Raw genomic sequence first — 17,436 nt, 5'->3', positions numbered from 1 at the left:
CAGATTTTGGTTTCGTTTCTGCGCGTCGCGCAGAGGCGAAACCAAAATCTAAATGGGTGCAGCGACACGCTGCCGCCCCACGCGCAGTGGTACTCTGTGTTCACGGACACTTAGCAGCACGCACGGGTGGCGAGGGCGTGAATGGCAGCGGCCACGGGTTGCCTGCGGTGGCTGTGGGTGTGTTTTACGGAAGCGGGGAGTTCGCCAAAGGTCTTGTCAAAACCGTGTGGGATGAAGAGCGGGTCGTAGCCGAAGCCGCCCTGCCCGCGCGGGCTTAGTGCGAGCGAGCCATGACACTCACCACGAAACACCTGTTCACGCCCATCGGCAGCGCACAAGACGAGCACGCAGACGTAGTGCGCACCGCGTTGACCGGGCGGCACGTCGCGCATTTCGGCAACGAGCTTGGCGAGGTTTGCGGCGGAGTCTGCTTGTGGGCCCGCGTAATACGCCGACTCGACGCCGGGGGCGCCGCCCAGCGCATCGACGCAGAGCCCGCTATCGTCGGCCAATGCCCACACATCGGGCTCGTCGGTGGGCAGCAGTGCGGCGAGCGCATGTGCTTTTTTGCGCGCATTACCCACGAAAGTCCCCGTGTCTTCGGCTACGGGAGGCATCCCGCCGAGCGAGGCGGCAGACTCAAGCGTCAAGGCCCGCCTTATTTCTGCGCAGTCTCGCGGTCGCAGGCCGGGCTGCTGTGTCAGATCAAGCTCGGCGATGAGTTCGCCCAGCTCGCGGACCTTGTGAGCGTTACCCGTGGCTAAAAACAGTTTCATCGAGAGAAAGGTCGTTGGGATAAACAACGCGTCCGCGCGTCAGCACGTCGTCTCCCAAAATCGTGTGCAGCGGCTCGGCCAAGCGCACGGCTTGGCCCAGTCGCTCCGTGCGCAGCCCGCGCATCATCGGCTTCGCGCGGTCGTCACCGAACAGCATCGGGGCTTGGTAGGAAAACAGGTAATCAATCTGCGCCTCGCGCAGGAGCTGGCTGAGGATTTGTGCGCCGCCCTCGATATACACGCCAAAGATCTGCTCTCCTGCGCATTTTTGGCGAAACTCGGCCCAGCCCACCCGCTGTGTCGGCGAGGGCAGCACCCAAACTTGGACGCCGCGCTCGCGGAGTTGGCGCACGTAGCCGAGCCCGCCGTGCGGCGTAGTGACGACGATCGTGCGGTGTTTAAACTCGTCGGTGTAGAGCGCAGGGAGCCCGCGAGTGCTGAGGCGGGAAGCGGTCGAGAGTAGCCCATCGAACACGAAACGGATGGGGCACCACTCTTCCTCGCCCTCGATTCGTGAGGTGAGTCGCGGGTTGTCCTGCATGACGGTGCCCGCGCCCACGGCGATTGCCGGGAAGAGCCGCCGCCAACGCATCACATCTGCCCGCGCCACTTCGCCCGTAATCCAACGCGAGTCGCCCGTCCGGCAAGCAATCCGCCCGTCGAGCGTCGTCGCCGTCTTTGCCGCAAAGAGCGGCGTGTGGGTCGTAATCCAATGGTTAAAAATGATATTTAGGCCCCGGCACTCCGCTTCGAGGATGCCCGTCATCACCTCGATCCCCGCTTCGCGCAGAATATCGATCCCGCGCCCCGCATGCGCCGGATTCGGGTCGAGTGTGCCGACGACTACGCGCCGGATGCCGCTCGCAATAATCGCATCCGTGCATGCACCTGTGCGGCCCTCGGTCGAGCACGGCTCCATCGTCACGTAGAGTGTCGTGTGGGGAGTCGCCCCATAGTGCGGCTCGTCCTCGCGCCAAGCATTGAGCGCTACCCGCTCGGCATGCGGGCCACCATCGGGCGAAGTTGCGCCTTCAGCAAGGATTGTGCCCGGGGCCTCTGAATCGGTTGCCGAACTTTCGACAATCACTGCGCCGACCATCGGGTTCGGATGTGTCGTGCCCCAGACACTACGAGCAAGCTCAACTGCCCGGCGCATGAATTGTTCGTGCTCCGCCATCGGCGTATCGGCGAGACGCGGACGGCAGTCGTCTTTTTCCGCCGCCGCCGTTACGGGAACTGCTCCAGCATCGGGAAACGGCTTAAGGAGATCTTCAGCGGCATCCATGGCAGGAACAATTCAGAGTACAGACTGTTTGGGGAGGAAATTAGGGGGAGCGGCGACGCAAAACTGGCTTAGTCGTGGACGTAGGGATTCGTCGCGCGTTCAGCGGCGACATTCGTTTCCGGTCCGTGGCCCGAGTAAATCCGCGTCTCGGCAGGCAGTGTATAAATCTGCTGCCGAATCGATTGAGCGAGCGCTTCAAAATCGCCGCCCGGCAAATCCGTGCGCCCAACCGAACCACGAAAAAGGGCGTCACCGACAAAGGCTGCCCGAAGCGCTTTTGCATAAAAAAGAATGTTCCCCGGACAATGCCCCGGCACATGCCGCACCTCAAAGCGCAGCCCGAGTGCCTCATGCGCCTCGCCCTGCCCGACCCAGCGGTCAACCCCCACCGGCTCCAACTTGGAGGACTCGAACATGAAACTGCGCATTCGCTCCGGCTCCTCATAGAGCGGCTGATCGGCAGAGTGAGCGAGGACCTGTGCGCCCGACTCGCGAACCACCTCGGCCGCGCCCTGCATATGATCCCAGTGCCCATGCGTCAGCCAAAGCTCACTCAGGCGGCACTTATCGTGAGCGAGCAGCGGGGCGACCTCCGCCCAAACCGCCTCCGGCGCATCAATCAGGACGGCCTCACCGCGCTCCGGCTCGGTCAACAGGTAAGCGTTCGTCTGAACAGGCCCAAGCGCGCGCACATAAAAATTCATGTACACAGATGCAGCGTAGGCCCCCAGTCCCGCGCAATCGCGAAAGTCCGTGCCACGCAGCAAATAGCTTTTCCTTTTACCTCTGGCCTGGCTACTTCCGCTCGCAAATTATGCCGAAGAACGAAACGACACTGAAATTTTCCGTATTGGCAGGGGACTACATCGGACCGGAGGTCATGCGCTCCGCCCTCCGTGTGCTAGAGAAAGTGGCCGCCCAAGAAGGGCTCAAACTCGACTACAGCGAACACGCCGTCGGGGGCTGCGCGATCGATGCGCATGGCACTGCTCTCCCCGAAGCGACACTCACCGCATGCGAAGCGGCCGATGCGATCCTCTTCGGCTCCGTCGGCGGTCCCAAATGGGAGTCGCTACCGCCTAAGGAACAGCCGGAGCGCGCCGCACTGCTCCCGCTACGCAAGCACTTCACCCTCTTTGCCAATATCCGCCCAGGTCTCCTCTACCCCGAACTGCGCGAGGCCTCACCGCTCAAAAACGAGCGCATCCCCGAAGGTATCGACATCGTGTGCATTCGTGAGCTGACGGGCGGGATTTACTTTGGCCAACCGAAACGCACGACCCTCCTCAACGGCGGTACGGACGTCGAATCGGTTGACACGATGATTTACCGAAAGAGCGAGATTGAGCGGATTACTGAGGTCGCGATTACGGCGGCACGCAGTCGCAAGCGGCGGCTCTGCTCGGTCGATAAGGCCAACGTCCTCGAAACCTCCGTCTTGTGGCGAAAGACCGTCAGCGACTACGTCGCCGCGAACGCGCCAGATATCGAACTCTCGCACATGTTAGTGGACAACGCCGCGATGCAGCTTGTGCGCGATCCCGGGCAGTTCGACGTATTCGTGACCGAAAACATGTTTGGCGACATCCTCTCTGACGAGATGGCCGTCATCTGCGGCTCGCTCGGGATGCTATCGAGCGCCTCGCTAGGCGCACGCAAAAACACGCTCGGCCTCCCCTATGGGCTCTACGAACCCGCAGGCGGCACCGCCCCCGACATCGCAGGCAAAGGCATCGCCAACCCGTGCGCGCAAATCCTCTCGGGCGCATTGATGCTCCGCTACAGCTTTGGTTTGGAAGACGCAGCAACACGCATCGAGCGCGCCGTCCGCGAAGTCGTGGCAAGCGGCACGCGAACCGGGGACATCGCCTTCGGTCGCACTGCTGTAGGCACCGAACAGATGACCGAGAAGATCCTCGGTGCCTTGTGAGGCGCTGTGAGGCGCGGAAAATCTGTCAGCACGTGAACAGCGTCTCCCGACTCACCCTCTCGATTGCTTGGCCGGCGCCCCAAGCCCCACGCCGATCAGAGTAAACCTAGCCGTTTCTACTCAGATCTAAACGGTGAACACTCAGGCGGCCGAGGGCGTCGGAAGCAGTGCTTCATCTACAAGCTCAATCCAGTGGCGGACCGGAGTGCGGCGCGCGCTGTCAAGGTGGGTCTGGCAACCCACATTGGCGGTGACGATAACATCCGGCTTACCTTGCTCCAGTGCGGCGATCTTGTCGTCGCGGAATTGCTGGGCTAATTCGGGCTGGACAATGGAATACGCCCCAGCGGAGCCGCAGCACAGGTGGGCATCGGCGACCGGCGTCAAATCAAAGCCTAGGCGAGTGAGCACAGTCTCCACCACGCCACCGAGTGGCTGTGAGTGTTGCAGAGTGCAGGGGCAATGCACGGCCAAGCGTTGATGGCGCGTGTCGAGTGCCAGTGTGTCCAGAGGCTCATCGCGCAGGATTTCGACCAGATCGCGCGAGAGCGCGCTGACGCGCTCGGCTTTGGCGGCGTAGGCGGGGTCGTGTTTGAGCAAAGCGGCATAGTCCTTGATGAATGCGCCGCAGCCACTGGCAGTCTGGACGATGGCTTCCGCGCCGCGTTCGATGGCAGGCCACCAAGCGTCGATATTGCGCCGGGCGCGGTTCAGCCCGGCGGCTTGGGCGTCAAGGTGGTAATCCACCGCGCCACAGCAAACTGCTTCGCGCACAGGAATGATACTGATACCGAAGCGATCCAGCACCCGCGCGGCGGCAGCGTTGGTATTGGGTGAAAATGCAGGTTGCACGCAGCCATCCAGCATCAGCATCTGCCGGGGGTGATGGGTGGTGGGCAGTTTCGCCGCGCGGGGGATGCTGCGCGGAAGTTTGCGTTGCAGTACCGCTGGCAGGATGGGTTGCAAGGTGCTGCCGATCTTTACCAAAACCTTAAACAGACGCGGCTTTGTTACTACGTGGCGCAAGCTCGTGCGGAGGAGACGTTGGCCGATTGGACGCGTGACCTGTTCATCCACCACCGCACGGCCAATATCCAGCAGGGTGTGGTACTCGACCCCGGAAGGACAGGTGGTTTCGCAGCTGCTGCAGGCCAGGCAGCGATCGAGGTGAAGCTGCGTGAGCGGGCTCGCCGGTTTACCCTCCAGCACCTCTTTGATCTGGTAGATGCGCCCACGTGGTCCATCGAGTTCGTCGCCAAGCAGTTGGTAGGTCGGGCAGGTCGCGTTGCAGAAGCCGCAGTGGACGCAACTGCGCAGGATGCGTTCGGCATCATCGGCTCGGGTCAGGCCTTTGGCTCTTTGGCTTAACGTAGTTTGCATGGTTACAGCTCTGAATACATGCGACCTGGGTTGAAAATCCCGAGCGGGTCTAGCTTCGCCTTAAGTTGGCAGTGATAGCGCATCAGGATGGCGGATAATGGCGCGAAAGGGCTATCGGTGATGCCCTGGGTGTAACAGGTCGCGCTGCCGTCGTATGTGCGAACAATCGCGCGGATGGCGTCCGCTGGAGCATCACTTTTCAGCCAGCGCTGTGCGCCGCCCCAATCAAGAAACTGTGCGCCTGGAAGTGCAAACAACGGCGTGTTATGAGGAAGTGAAATCCTCCACAGGGGCAAGGGGTCGGTGAAAAACGGCAGGGTGCGGGCATTGAGCTGCGACCAGTAATCGGAATCAACTCCGTCTCCGCCCAAGCGATTGCGCGCGTCTTTGAGAGAACCCTCGCCGCCTTCTAAGCGCAAATACAAGGTATTGCCATCATGCGCGGCTGCGCTGATCGGCAGTGCCCGCTGCCCCCACTCGGCCAGCTGAGTCAGCGCGGCTTCCGGTGTCAGCGATAAGGCCAGCGTGGCGGTGTGGCGGGGTTTGGGCAGGACCTTGATCGACACTTCAGTCAATAAGCCCAAACAGCCGAAGCTCGCCGTAAACAGGCGCGACAAGTCATATCCGGCGACGTTTTTCATCACTTCACCGCCAAAGCGCAAATGATGCCCATCCCCGTTAATGACTCGGGTTCCCAGCACAAAATCGCGCACTGCCCCCACCCACGGGCGGCGCGGGCCAGATAGCCCTGTGGCAATCATACCGCCAACAGTGGCGCCTTGATCAGCCAGGGGCGGCTCAAACGGCAGCATCTGCCCGGCGGCATCAAGCGCGGCTTCGAGTTCGGACAACGGAGTTCCAGCTCGCGCGGTAATGAGCAGTTCAGTCGGGTCGTAATTGACAATGCCGCGATGGGGGCGGGTATCGATTTCAAGACCATCAACAGCACGGCCCAGAAACGCTTTGCTGTTGCCGCCGCGAATCCTGACTGGTGTGCGGTTGGCCAGTGCTTGCTTGACCTGCTCGATCAGAGCTTGGCTGTGATTAGCGTCAGAGGAGCGCATCAAAACCTCTCCAGTTCGGGAAACGGCATTTTCCCCATATGCACATGCATCCCACCAAATTCGGCACAGCGGTGGAGAGTGGGGATATTCTTGCCCGGATTAAGCAGCCCTTCGGGGTCGAATGCCGCTTTGACTGCATGAAAGGCTGTAAGCTCCTTAGCATTAAACTGCATGCACATATGGTTAATTTTTTCGCGCCCGACACCGTGCTCGCCGGTAATCGTGCCACCGACCTTGACGCACAATTCGAGGATTTTTCCGCCCAAAGTTTCGGCGCGCTCTAACTCATCATCTTTATTGGCATCGAACAAAATGAGCGGGTGCATATTGCCGTCTCCAGCGTGGAAGACATTGGTGACGCGCAATTTATACTCATCCGAGAGGCGACCGATCCCACGCAAGACCTCAGGCAAGGCACGACGCGGGATGGTGCCGTCCATGCAGTAATAATCAGGCGAAAGCCGCCCCGCCGCTGGAAACGCATTTTTTCGCCCAGCCCAAAAAAGCGCACGCTCGGCTTCATCTGCGGCTTGGCGGACTTCAGACGCACCGGCGTTTTGCAATAGGTTTCGCGCGCGTTCGCAATCTTCCTCGACGTCGACTTCCACGCCATCGAGCTCGCACAATAAAATTGCGGCGGCATCAATGGGATAACCTGCATGGATAAAATCCTCCGCCGCGCGGATGGCTGGGTTATCCATCATTTCCAAACCGCTAGGAATAATCCCCGCCGCGATAATATCGGCCACTGCCCGACCGGCTTTTTCCACCGAATCAAAGGCCGCGAGCAAGACTTGTGCCACTTTGGGCTTTGGCAGCAGCTTGACAGTGATTTCGGTGATGATTCCGAGCATCCCTTCCGAGCCGGTGAATAAGGCCAAAAGGTCGAATCCCGGCGTATCCAGCGCTTCACTGCCAATGGTCAGGCGTTCGCCCTCGACGGTCAGGATTTCGAGTTTGAGGATATTATGGACGGTCAGGCCATATTTCAGGCAGTGCACGCCGCCCGCATTTTCGGCGACATTACCGCCGATCGAGCAAGCAATCTGCGAGGACGGATCGGGCGCAAAATACAAACCAAACGGGGCGCAGGCTTTAGAAATGGAAACATTGCGCACGCCGGGCTGCACCCTCGCCCGGCGCGCGGCGGGGTCGATTTCAAGAATCTGGGTAAAACGCTCCATCACCAAGAGCACCGCATTGGGCAGAGGCAGCACGCCTGCCGACAGCCCCGTCCCTGCCCCACGTGCGATCACAGGGACGCGGCGGGCGTAACAGAGCTTCAATAGTGCTTCGACTTGCTCCAGTCGCTTGGGGAGTGCCACCAACATGGGCGTGGTGCGATAAACTGAAAGCGCATCGCACTCATAAGGTACGAGCTCATCGGGCTCACTCAGGATTTCAAGGTCCGGGATCTCCGCGGCCAGCGCACGCAGCAAGGCTGCCCGGTCCACCACAGGCAGCGCGCCATCAATTCGTTCGTCGTAGAGAATGCTCATGGGGCGAGGACGGAAGGGAGGCCCCCCCCGACATGCTGTCAAGTTAGGCCATCGAGAATAGAGCGCGGACACGGCCTGAGTTTAATCCAGCAACGCCGCATCCCAGGCGTAAACGCGCTGGGTTTGTTCGCCCAGGCCCGCGATCCCCAGCCGCATCTCATCGCCGGGCTGCAAATACACCGGCGGTTTTTGCCCCATCCCGACACCTGGCGGTGTGCCGGTGCTGATGATGTCGCCAGGGTAGAGCGTGGTGAACTGGCTGATTTCGTGAATCAAGGTAGCCACGTCAAATACCATGGTGCGGGTATTGCCGTTTTGAAAGCGCTTGCCGTTGACCTCCAGCCACAGGTCCAGGTTTTGCGGATCGGGGATTTCGTCGGCGGTCACCAACCATGGGCCGATGGGGCCGAAGGTGTCGCAGCCTTTGCCCTTATCCCAGGTGCCGCTGCGCTCCAGTTGGTATTCGCGTTCAGATACGTCGTTGATAACGCAATAGCCTGCCACATGTGACAGGGCCGCTTCGCGCGAGATGTAGCGTGCCTGGGTGCCGATGATGACGCCCAGCTCCACCTCCCAGTCGGTTTTGAGCGACTGGCGCGGCAGCACGACGGGGTCGTTCGCGCCTGTGGGGCGGGACCACTTAGTGAACAGAATCGGCTCCTTCGGGACTTCCGCCCCCGCTTCGGCCGCGTGATCGGCGTAGTTGAGCCCCACGCAGATGAACTTGCCGGGATTGGCGAAGGGCACGCCAATGCGCCCCGGTGTTGCGATGAGCGGCAGGCTTTGCGGGTCGATGGCGCGCAGGCTTTGCAGTCCGGCGGGCGTAAGCGTTTCTGCGCAGATGTCATCGATCACCCCCGACAGGTCGCGGGCCTGTCCTTGAGGGTCAATTAGTGCGGGTTTTTCTTGGCCAGGCAGGCCGTGGCGAAACAACTTCATCGAATTCTCCTTAATTGTAGGTTCAGAGCCATTTTTGGGGTGTACTCAACGGAATTTCGGCATAATTGGTCACAGTAACTCGTTCATTTCCGGGAACATGGAAGAAAGCGAAAAATACAGCCGTATTTCGCCCCCACACAAATAACAAAGCAGTTGACGAGACCAAAATGACGCCGTTGTTCTACATATAGTACAGGTACTTAGCCTGCGAACGACGCGATGACTGCACAACACAAATCGGAGGAAAATTTGACTACAACTGACAAAAATAACCGGCCCTCGCGGCGCGCACTCGTGACCGGCGCGGCGGGCGGCTTGGGACGCGAAGTCTCACGCCAATTACTGGAGCGTGGATGCGCAGTAGCGATTTGCGACATCGATGCGAAAGGGCTAGCGGACACGGAGCAGCTTCTGTTGAAGCAGGGCGGAGAGGTCGAGTGCATCGTCTGCGATCTGACCACTGAAGATGCACCGCAGGCGGCGGTAGAGCGCGCAGTCGCGCGCTGGGGCGGTTTGGATGTGCTGGTCAACAATGCCGGCTACGGTGTCATTGAGCCGTTTCTGGAAGCTACGCATAAAGCGTGGACACGCACGCTGGCACTGAACGTCACCGCACTCGCCATGTTGTGCAAGGCGGCAGGACGGGTCATGCGTGAGCAGCGCAGCGGACGCATTATCAATATCACCTCGCCAGGCTCGCGCATGGCGCTGCCGGACTATACGGCCTATACGGCCAGCAAGGCGGGCGTGGACTCGATCACCCGTGCCGCAGCGGTGGCTTTGGCGCCTTATGGCGTTCTAGTTAACTCCCTTGCGCCGGGAATGATGGACACGGAAATGCAGCGTTCGACCGAGATGGAGATGGCGCGGATTAATGGTCGTAGCGATTTACAAGCCTTTTTGGACGAACGCACACAGCGTATTCCGCTTGGGCGTCGCGCCTCGGTTGACGAGATTGCGCAGGCGGTCGTCTGGTTGTGTCTGGATGCCCCCCCGTATATGACCGCTGAGCGTCTGAACATGTCTGGCGGACTCGACAAGGACTAATACAATGAACCCCCACCCCTCCAAACCCGCCGATATCGGCGAATTAAAACGCCGCGCCACACAATTGCGCCGCCACATGCTGACCATGGCGCACGGGCAAGGCCAAGGTTACATCGGCCAAGGTTTAGGCATGGCCGACGTGCTAGCCGCGCTTTATTTCCACGAGCTGCGCTACGACCCGGCCAATGTAAACTGGCCGGAGCGCGACCGCTTTCTGCTTTCAACCGGTCACTATTCGATCGGTCTGTGGGCCGCGTTGGCCGAAGCAGGTGTGCTGCCCCTGGAAGAACTCCCGACCTATGGCGCGGACGGCAGCCGCTTGGAAATGTCCACGCTGGACACCACCCCGGGCGTCGAGATGATCGGCGGTGCACTCGGGCACGGCCTCGGGCAAGGCGTCGGACAGGCGCTTGGCTTGCGCCTAGATGGGTCTACGGCGCGGGTGTTCGTGGAGCTTTCAGACGGAGAAATGCAGGAAGGCTCAACCTGGGAAGCGGCGATGTCGGCCAGCCATTTCAAACTCGATCATCTGGTAGCGCTGATCGACTGCAACGGCATCCAGGCCGACGGCCCGATGGTGCTCGATATGGAACCGATCGCGGAGAAATGGGCCGCATTCGGCTGGGAAACACAGGAAATCGATGGTAACGATATCAGCGCCGTTGTCACGGCGCTTGAGCGCGCGCGAGCACGGCAGGGAAAGCCGCACGCGATTGTGCTGCGCACCTTGCCCGGCAAGGGCGTACGCCGGATTGAAACCAGCGAAAAAGCACACTTCTTCCGCGTCAACACCGACCAATGGGATGACATCATCGCCGAATTTGAACACAGCTTGGAGGCCGCCGTATGAGTACCGTAACGACAAGAAACCGCACGCTCGCAATGGGCGAGGACGAGGCGACCAACGGCGCACGCGCCATGGTCAATGCGCCGTTTGGCAGGGCGCTGGCACGGATTGCCAAGGAGAACCCGGCGATTGTCGGGCTGACCGCAGATCTGGGCAAATACACCGACATCCACCCCTTCCGCGATGCCTGCCCGGAGCGCTTTTTCAATATCGGCATGGCCGAACAGAACATGATTGCCGTCGCCGCAGGTTTGGCGCGCACCGGCAAAACAGTCTTCGCCACCACGTATGGCGTATTTGCCTCGCGCCGCGCGTACGAATTTGCCGCGATTGCCTGCGCGCACTCCAATTTGAACGTGAAAATCATCGCCGGGCTGCCGGGGCTGACCACTGGCTATGGCGGCACCCACCAGGCCATCGAGGACGTGGCGCTGATGCGCATGATTCCGAATATGGTCGTGATTGATCCGTGTGATGCGGTCGAAATCGAGTCGGCGGTCGAGGCGATTGCGGCCCATCAAGGCTCGGTCTATATGCGCCTGTTGCGCGGGCAGGTGCCGCGCGTGCTGCCTGAGAACTATACGTTCGAGATCGGCAAAGCGCGGCCACTACGCGAGGGCACGCAGATTGGCATTATCTCGACGGGTCTGATGACCGAGCGCGCGCTGGATGCAGCGGCGGCACTTGAGGCGCGCGGGATTTCGGTCGGCGTGCTGCATGTGCCGACCCTCAAGCCGTTTGATGGCGTGGCGGTGGCGCGTTTTGCCGCTGGCGTCGAATATCTGGTGACAGCGGAAAACCACGTCGTTCAAGGCGGGCTGGCAACGCTGGTCGCCGAGGCGCTGTTTGATGCAGGACAAGTAAAACCGCTGACCCGGATTGGTCTGCCGGATCAATTTATTGAATGCGGTAGCGTGCAAACGCTTCAGGCGCAATATGGCATTTCATTGGACGCGATGATCGATACCATCGGCGCATTGGTTTCATAACATCAGTAAGGACGAAGCAAATATGAAGATTGTTGATATCGAAACCTATGCCGTCGGTGCGGGCTGGAAAAACTGGCTGTTTGTCAAAGTCATCACCGACGAAGGCATCTACGGCATCGGCGAAGGCACGCTCAATGGCTTTATCCGCACCACCGAAGCCGGTGTGCACGAGTTGAAACATCTGGCCATCGGTCAGGATCCACGGCACATCACCGCACTGGTCAAGCGATTGCTCGACAGCGTTTCGCTCGACGGCGGTCATATTCATCGCACCGTGATTGCGGCGATTGAAGTCGCGTGTTGGGATATTCTCGGCAAACACCTTGGTGTGCCGATTTATCAGCTCCTTGGCGGGCGTGCACGCGAGAGCGTGCTTGGCTATGCCAATGGCTGGTATCGCACCGAGCGCACGCCCGAAGCGTTTCTGCAAGCAGCGCAGGCGGTTCTCGCCAAAGGATTCAAGGCATTCAAACTGGATCCGTTCGGCACCGCGCAGAGCTTTATTTCCAAGGAAGAATTGGAGCTCGCTTATGAAATCTGCCGCACGCTGCGCGACCGCCTGCCTGCCGATACCCGTATCCTGATCGACGTGCACGCGCGCTTTACCGGGATTGCGGCGTTACAGGCCGCGCAGAAATTTGCCGATCTCGATATCTACTGGTTTGAAGAACCCACGGGCCGCGACCGTCAGGAAACCGTGCACGAGATGGCCTTGCGCTCGCCGATCCCGGTGGCAACCGGCGAAATGTATGATACCGTCGGCCAGTTCTACACCCTGGCACAAGGCGGCGGGGTCAATATCTTTCAACCTGAGCCCATGTCGCTGGGCGGCATCGGTGCCAGTATGCAGGTCGCGGCCATCGCAGCCGGCCACGGCAGTGTGATAGCGCCGCATCAAAGCGGCGGGCCGGTCGCCACCGCAGTGTGCTTGCAGCTTGCCGCCGCCGTCCCCAACTTTCTGATTCAGGAGCACTTTGATGCGTTTAACGAGCCGTGGACGCGCGAATTGGTCACCTGGCATCCGACCGTGAATCCCGACAATGGCCATCTGTCATTCCCGGATGCCCCCGGCCTCGGAATCGATCTGAATATCGACGCGATCAAGGCACATCCTTACGACCCCAACGCCTATTTGAACGTCCATACTGAAGGCTGGGAGCGTCGACTTGGTACGCGGCCCCAAGGCAGTGAGGCAGCGTGAAAGGGTCAGTTCACAAGGGCTAAAACGACCTAGTTTCTAGCCCTTTACCTGTCGTCCATGCCCCCATCGGCCCTCTGTCGTCTGTAGGCAGCTCTCAACATGCTGCTCAATGCGCCCAACGGGCTGATCATGGAGATGGTGCACGATTATGTCGAGGGCTGGTATAGCCGACATGATCTAAGATCGGATTGAATTCGTTGAAGGCTGTCTTGTGCTGCTCGAGCGCCCCAGCCTCGGCCCCCGACCGTACAAGGATTTGCTCACCCGTTCCGGTGCCTACATGCAAACAAGCACCGAAGGTTTACGTAGTCGGAAAACCCTGCACGTAGATCGATTGCTCAACTGTGACGTGCTGACCCCGCGCCCCTCGAGCAGAGGGCTCCCGCGCACTCCTGCTTAACTGCGGGCTTTCCCTCGAAACGCACAGCCCCGAAAGCTACCCTGCGGTTTTGAATCGCAACGCAAAACCGCCCGCACCAAGTCTCGGAGCAAACCTTTCCATGCACTCCAGATTCGATTTCACGACCCCGCCCGAACGTCGCCACACCGACTCGCAAAAGTGGCTTAAATACGAAAACCGCGACATCATCCCGATGTGGGTTGCCGACATGGACTTTCGCTCCGCACCCGAGATCCTCGATGCGCTCCACGCCCGCGTCGACCAAGGCATTTTCGGCTACGCACGCCCCTGCCCTAGCACCACCGCCGCAATCGTCACCGCCATGCAAACCCGCTACGGATGGACGATTTCGCCCGAGTGGATTGTGTGGCTGCCCGGGCTCGTTTGCGGGCTAAACGTCACCGCCCAAGCCTTTGCCGGCACAGGCGACGAAGTCCTCACCCTCGCGCCCATTTATCCGCCCTTCATATCCGCGCCCAAAAACAGTGGGCGGCGCACCGTCACTGTGCCGCTAAAACTGGAGGAACAAAATGACGCTGAGGCCGAAGTGACGACCGAAGGGAGCGGCTCAGTCTGCGACCGCGACGACACGCCCAATAAAAAAGGTCTGCGAGCTTGGGTGATCGACTGGCCCGCACTCGAAGCTGCGGTCACGCCGCGCACCAAACTGTTCCTCCTGTGCAATCCGCACAACCCGATTGGCCGCGTGTGGCGGCGCGACGAGCTCGCACAAATCGCCGACTTCTGCCTGCGCCACAAGCTCACCCTATGCAGTGACGAAATCCACTGCGACCTCGTCCTCGAGCCCGCGCTGCGCCACACGCCGACCGCGCTCCTCAGCTCCGAAATCGCCGCACGCAGCCTCACTCTCATGGCTCCGAGCAAGACCTACAACTTGCCCGGCCTCGGCACCTCCTTCGCCATCATCCCCGACGCCGCACTCCGCGCCCAGTTTAACCGTGCCGCCTCCGGAATCGTGCCCGAAGTCAATGCCCTCGGCTACGCCGCGTGCGAAGCCGCCTATCGTGATGCTGAGCCTTGGCGGCAAGCCCTCCTCGAAACGCTGCGCGGAAACCGCGACCGCTTAATCGACTTTGTTAAAAACGAACTCTCCGGCGTCGAAATCGAAGCCCCGATTGAGGCAACTTACCTCGCTTGGCTAAACGTCCGCGCACTCGGCCTCGCCGACCCGGTCACTCACTTCGAGGCACACGGCGTGGGCCTAAGCGACGGCGCATTTTTCGGTGCTCCCGCCGGACACTACGTACGGCTAAATTTCGGCTGCCCACGCAGCACGCTCGACGCAGCCCTCCGTCGACTAAAAACCGCCGTCGAAACGGCCCCCACTGCCGCTTAGCTTCGCTCTAGAGGCTGACCTGGAAGGGGCCATGTTTCACGCGTGGCACTGCAACGCTTGTGTGCCTAAAAAGAGTACATAAATTTTATTACTCGCTGTTAGGTAGATTTTTAAGGCTACTTATTTGTGCGTAGGGCTTGACGACTTTGCTAGGCTTTAAGTCGAGAACTATTCTCAATTTAAACACCTGTGAACAAAACAAAGCACCCGCGTCCCTCTACCCTTCTATTAACTGCCATCAGTGCCCTCACGCTGGGCCTCGTGGCCTCGATTCCGCTCGTCGCCGCCACTAGCCGAGACTCCGCGCTCGACCTAGCCGATGCGGATGCGCCCTACCAGCTCGACGCGCTGAGTGTCGAAGCCCGCGACGAAGTCGGCGCAGGCTGGCGGCCCACGCGCCAAGTCACCGCCACGCGGATCAGCACCCCGCTCGAAGATGTGCCGCGCAGCGTCTCCGTCGTCACTGGCGAGGTCATGGCCGACCTCGGCGAGACGCGCATTGAGCGCACACTCGACTTCGCGGGTGGGATCACGCGCGGCAACGACTTTGGCGGGCTCAATATGGCCAGTTTCAACGTGCGCGGGTTTGATACCAGTGCCGTGTATCGCAACGGCTTCAGCGCCTCACGCGGCAACAATAGCCCCCCCGACGCAGCCACGATTGAGCGCGTCGAAGTCCTCAAAGGCCCCGCCTCCGGCCTCTTTGGCCGCGGCGACCCGGGCGGCATCGTCAACCTCGTGACTAAACGCCCTCAGCGGGAAACGTTTACGCGCATCTCCGCCAGCGCGGGCAGTTGGGATCGCTACCGCGCGACACTCGACACCAACACACCGCTTAACGCCAGCGGCACGCTCCTCGCGCGCTTCAATATGGCACTCGAAGACACCCGCAGCTTCCGCGACCACATCGAGACGCAACGCTACCTCTTCGCGCCCAGCCTCAGCTGGCAAGTCACCGAAAAAACGCTCCTCACCCTCGAAGCCCAATACATCCGCAACGACAACCTCTTTGACCGCGGCATCCCGGCTGTTGACGGCGATTTCGGGCGCGTCCGCAGCAAAAATTTTTACGGAGAACCGGCCAACGGAAAAGTTAAGAACAAAAACCACTCGCTCCAAGCCGCCCTCGAGCACCAGCTCGCCCAGCACTGGAAGCTCCGTGTCGCCGGGCAGTTTTACCACGGACACTACCACGGCCACACCATGCACATGGACGCGCCACTTCCCAGCACGCCCACAATCGTCCGGCGCACTTACGAGTGGCGCAACGCCCAGTGGCAAGACTACCACCAGCACGCCGAAGTCCATGGCAAGTTCACCCTCTTTGGCGCGGAACACCACGTCCTCGTCGGCGCCGAATACGAGCACTACCGCAACGGTCAGTTTTACCCGCGCACCGGCTACACCAACACATTCGGCGTCGATATCTTCGAGCCCGCCAAAGACTACGGGAAAACGCCCCCTCCCTACACTTTGGTCAGTGACAACCTCTCGCGCGAGGAAAGCTACGCGCTCAACCTCCAAGACCAGATCTACTTTACGCCCGAACTCATCGGCTCGCTCGGCCTTCGCCACGACTCGGTCAAAACCTCCTCGCACCAACGGCTCTCCAGCATCCGCAGCAGCTACGAGCGCGACGCGACAGTTCCCCGCGCGGGCGTCCTCTACAAATTCACGCCCCAAATCAGCGGATTCGCTAACGCCTCACGCTCCTTCAAGCCCAACGGCGTCGACTCCAACGGCGAAATTCACAAACCCGAAGAAGGGACCGGCTATGAACTCGGCACCAAGTTTAACCTCTTCCAGGGACGCCTCGGCGGCACGCTCAGCCTCTTCAACATTGTGAGAGAAAACGTAAAAGTGCCACATCCCGATCCCACCGTAGTTGACCAAATCACCGTCGGCGAGCAACGCAGCCGCGGGCTCGACCTCCAGATAACCGGTAAGCTCACCGATGAACTGCGCTTCATCGCCGCCTACGCCTACATCGATGCCGAAGTCACCAAAGACACCCGCCCCGGATATCAAGGCCAACGCCTCGCCGGAGTCCCCGAGCACAACGCTAGCCTCTTCGCCATTTACGCGCTGCCGCGTGGACTAGAAATCGGCACCGCTTACACCACCTTTGGCGCACGCAAAACCAGCATCACCGGCACACTCAAAGTGCCCAGCTACCAAACGGTAGACCTCTTTGCCCGCTGGCGAGCGAATGACCGTCTCCATCTCACGCTCAACCTCTACAACCTCCTCGACGAGCAATATTTCAACAACGGGTACAACTGGTGGAGCGTCCCCGGCGACCCACGCAGCTTCAAACTCACCGCCACATATAAGTTCTAACAATGAAACAGCGTGTGGCCGCACTCATCTGCTTCGCCACACGCCGAAGCACTTAGCTACGGTCACAGTAGCGAGATATTCTGATCAATTTTCATAATATCTCGCTCTCGTATTCTAAACCTTGGTCCCGTAATTACGGATTGAGTGCTTATTGACGCTTGAGCGTGCGCCAAAATCGAGAGCAACCCTGCCCTCATTAAGGGCTCGAATTAAACTTAATGGCGCAAAGCCCTAAAATATCCGTATATGGCGGCGGGGCTACGACTAAATCGACACTCTCGACAGGCATTTGGCTCATTACTCGTAGGCCATCACCGTGGTGGACCCGGTTAAACCACGGTGCCAGCGGAAGATTTTGCGTGAAGCGCAGCGGCAGGCTTGG

General features: G+C 60.2%; 14 protein-coding genes. 7 read left to right on the top strand and 7 right to left on the bottom strand.

Annotated features, from left to right (window positions below; genetic code table 11):
- Nucleotides 1-110 precede the first annotated feature (110 nt).
- The 3 genes from AXK12_RS07255 to AXK12_RS07245 form a co-directional block, all read right to left on the bottom strand.
- The gene (locus AXK12_RS07255) at nt 111-776 is read right to left on the bottom strand and encodes a non-canonical purine NTP pyrophosphatase (protein WP_068712946.1); all 666 of its coding nucleotides are present in this window, start codon (nt 774-776) and stop codon (nt 111-113) included.
- Nucleotides 751-2,061 (bottom strand): bifunctional diaminohydroxyphosphoribosylaminopyrimidine deaminase/5-amino-6-(5-phosphoribosylamino)uracil reductase RibD, encoded by a 1,311-nt coding sequence (gene ribD, locus AXK12_RS07250; RefSeq protein ID WP_231863588.1) that lies wholly within the window; start codon nt 2,059-2,061, stop codon nt 751-753. Before ribD ends, AXK12_RS07255 begins: the two co-directional genes overlap by 26 nt.
- A gap of 68 nt (nt 2,062-2,129) precedes the next feature.
- Entirely contained in the window at nt 2,130-2,765 is a 636-nt protein-coding gene (locus tag AXK12_RS07245; RefSeq protein ID WP_068712957.1) for an MBL fold metallo-hydrolase, read from the bottom strand.
- Between the two features lie 110 nt (nt 2,766-2,875).
- Between AXK12_RS07245 and leuB the strand changes: the two genes are divergently transcribed.
- A complete protein-coding gene (gene leuB / locus AXK12_RS07240; RefSeq protein ID WP_068712955.1) occupies nt 2,876-3,991 on the top strand; it encodes a 3-isopropylmalate dehydrogenase in 1,116 nt (371 codons plus the stop codon).
- Nucleotides 3,992-4,132: 141 nt separating this feature from the next.
- On the opposite strand, the gene glcF is transcribed toward leuB, so the two are convergent.
- The 4 genes from glcF to AXK12_RS07220 form a co-directional block, all read right to left on the bottom strand.
- Nucleotides 4,133-5,371, bottom strand: a complete 1,239-nt coding sequence (gene glcF, locus AXK12_RS07235) for a glycolate oxidase subunit GlcF (RefSeq protein WP_068712944.1) — start codon at nt 5,369-5,371, stop codon at nt 4,133-4,135.
- A 2-nt stretch (nt 5,372-5,373) separates the two neighbouring features.
- Nucleotides 5,374-6,435 (bottom strand): glycolate oxidase subunit GlcE, encoded by a 1,062-nt coding sequence (gene glcE / locus AXK12_RS07230; RefSeq protein ID WP_068712942.1) that lies wholly within the window; start codon nt 6,433-6,435, stop codon nt 5,374-5,376.
- A complete protein-coding gene (glcD, locus tag AXK12_RS07225; RefSeq protein WP_068712940.1) occupies nt 6,435-7,934 on the bottom strand; it encodes a glycolate oxidase subunit GlcD in 1,500 nt (499 codons plus the stop codon). The genes glcE and glcD overlap by 1 nt, the downstream gene beginning before the upstream one ends.
- A gap of 81 nt (nt 7,935-8,015) precedes the next feature.
- A complete protein-coding gene (locus tag AXK12_RS07220) occupies nt 8,016-8,873 on the bottom strand; it encodes a fumarylacetoacetate hydrolase family protein (RefSeq protein ID WP_068712938.1) in 858 nt (285 codons plus the stop codon).
- A gap of 219 nt (nt 8,874-9,092) precedes the next feature.
- Here AXK12_RS07220 and AXK12_RS07215 point away from each other — a divergent pair, with 219 nt between their 5' ends.
- The 6 genes from AXK12_RS07215 (at nt 9,093) to AXK12_RS07190 (ending at nt 17,054) form a co-directional block, all read left to right on the top strand.
- Nucleotides 9,093-9,920: an SDR family NAD(P)-dependent oxidoreductase gene (locus AXK12_RS07215; RefSeq protein ID WP_082782729.1), complete on the top strand. Its 828-nt coding sequence runs from the start codon at nt 9,093-9,095 to the stop codon at nt 9,918-9,920.
- 4 nt (nt 9,921-9,924) lie between these two features.
- Nucleotides 9,925-10,770, top strand: coding sequence for a transketolase (locus tag AXK12_RS07210; protein ID WP_068712936.1), 846 nt, complete (start codon nt 9,925-9,927; stop codon nt 10,768-10,770).
- The gene (locus AXK12_RS07205) at nt 10,767-11,756 is read left to right on the top strand and encodes a transketolase family protein (RefSeq protein ID WP_068712935.1); all 990 of its coding nucleotides are present in this window, start codon (nt 10,767-10,769) and stop codon (nt 11,754-11,756) included. Before AXK12_RS07210 ends, AXK12_RS07205 begins: the two co-directional genes overlap by 4 nt.
- 22 nt (nt 11,757-11,778) lie before the next feature.
- A complete protein-coding gene (locus AXK12_RS07200) occupies nt 11,779-12,957 on the top strand; it encodes a mandelate racemase/muconate lactonizing enzyme family protein (protein WP_068712934.1) in 1,179 nt (392 codons plus the stop codon).
- Nucleotides 12,958-13,457: 500 nt separating this feature from the next.
- The gene (locus AXK12_RS07195; protein WP_068712932.1) at nt 13,458-14,714 is read left to right on the top strand and encodes a MalY/PatB family protein; all 1,257 of its coding nucleotides are present in this window, start codon (nt 13,458-13,460) and stop codon (nt 14,712-14,714) included.
- A 189-nt stretch (nt 14,715-14,903) separates the two neighbouring features.
- Nucleotides 14,904-17,054, top strand: coding sequence for a TonB-dependent siderophore receptor (locus tag AXK12_RS07190; RefSeq protein ID WP_068712930.1), 2,151 nt, complete (start codon nt 14,904-14,906; stop codon nt 17,052-17,054).
- Nucleotides 17,055-17,436: the final 382 nt, after the last annotated feature.

Source organism: Cephaloticoccus capnophilus, from assembly GCF_001580045.1.
GTDB lineage: Bacteria > Verrucomicrobiota > Verrucomicrobiia > Opitutales > Opitutaceae > Cephaloticoccus > Cephaloticoccus capnophilus.
The sequence above is the reverse complement of the archived record's forward strand: the minus strand, read 5'-3'. Positions and strand labels throughout refer to the sequence as shown.

Excerpts from the sequence above, each read along its gene's own strand:
- AXK12_RS07255 (WP_068712946.1), bottom strand. The coding sequence starts at position 776 with ATGAAACTGTTTTTAGCCACGGGTAACGCTCACAAGGTCCGCGAGCTG.
- ribD (WP_231863588.1), bottom strand. The coding sequence starts at position 2,061 with ATGGATGCCGCTGAAGATCTCCTTAAGCCGTTTCCCGATGCTGGAGCA.
- AXK12_RS07245 (WP_068712957.1), bottom strand. The coding sequence starts at position 2,765 with ATGAATTTTTATGTGCGCGCGCTTGGGCCTGTTCAGACGAACGCTTAC.
- leuB (WP_068712955.1), top strand. The coding sequence starts at position 2,876 with ATGCCGAAGAACGAAACGACACTGAAATTTTCCGTATTGGCAGGGGAC.
- glcF (WP_068712944.1), bottom strand. The coding sequence starts at position 5,371 with ATGCAAACTACGTTAAGCCAAAGAGCCAAAGGCCTGACCCGAGCCGAT.
- glcE (WP_068712942.1), bottom strand. The coding sequence starts at position 6,435 with ATGCGCTCCTCTGACGCTAATCACAGCCAAGCTCTGATCGAGCAGGTC.
- glcD (WP_068712940.1), bottom strand. The coding sequence starts at position 7,934 with ATGAGCATTCTCTACGACGAACGAATTGATGGCGCGCTGCCTGTGGTG.
- AXK12_RS07220 (WP_068712938.1), bottom strand. The coding sequence starts at position 8,873 with ATGAAGTTGTTTCGCCACGGCCTGCCTGGCCAAGAAAAACCCGCACTA.
- AXK12_RS07215 (WP_082782729.1), top strand. The coding sequence starts at position 9,093 with ATGACTGCACAACACAAATCGGAGGAAAATTTGACTACAACTGACAAA.
- AXK12_RS07210 (WP_068712936.1), top strand. The coding sequence starts at position 9,925 with ATGAACCCCCACCCCTCCAAACCCGCCGATATCGGCGAATTAAAACGC.
- AXK12_RS07205 (WP_068712935.1), top strand. The coding sequence starts at position 10,767 with ATGAGTACCGTAACGACAAGAAACCGCACGCTCGCAATGGGCGAGGAC.
- AXK12_RS07200 (WP_068712934.1), top strand. The coding sequence starts at position 11,779 with ATGAAGATTGTTGATATCGAAACCTATGCCGTCGGTGCGGGCTGGAAA.
- AXK12_RS07195 (WP_068712932.1), top strand. The coding sequence starts at position 13,458 with ATGCACTCCAGATTCGATTTCACGACCCCGCCCGAACGTCGCCACACC.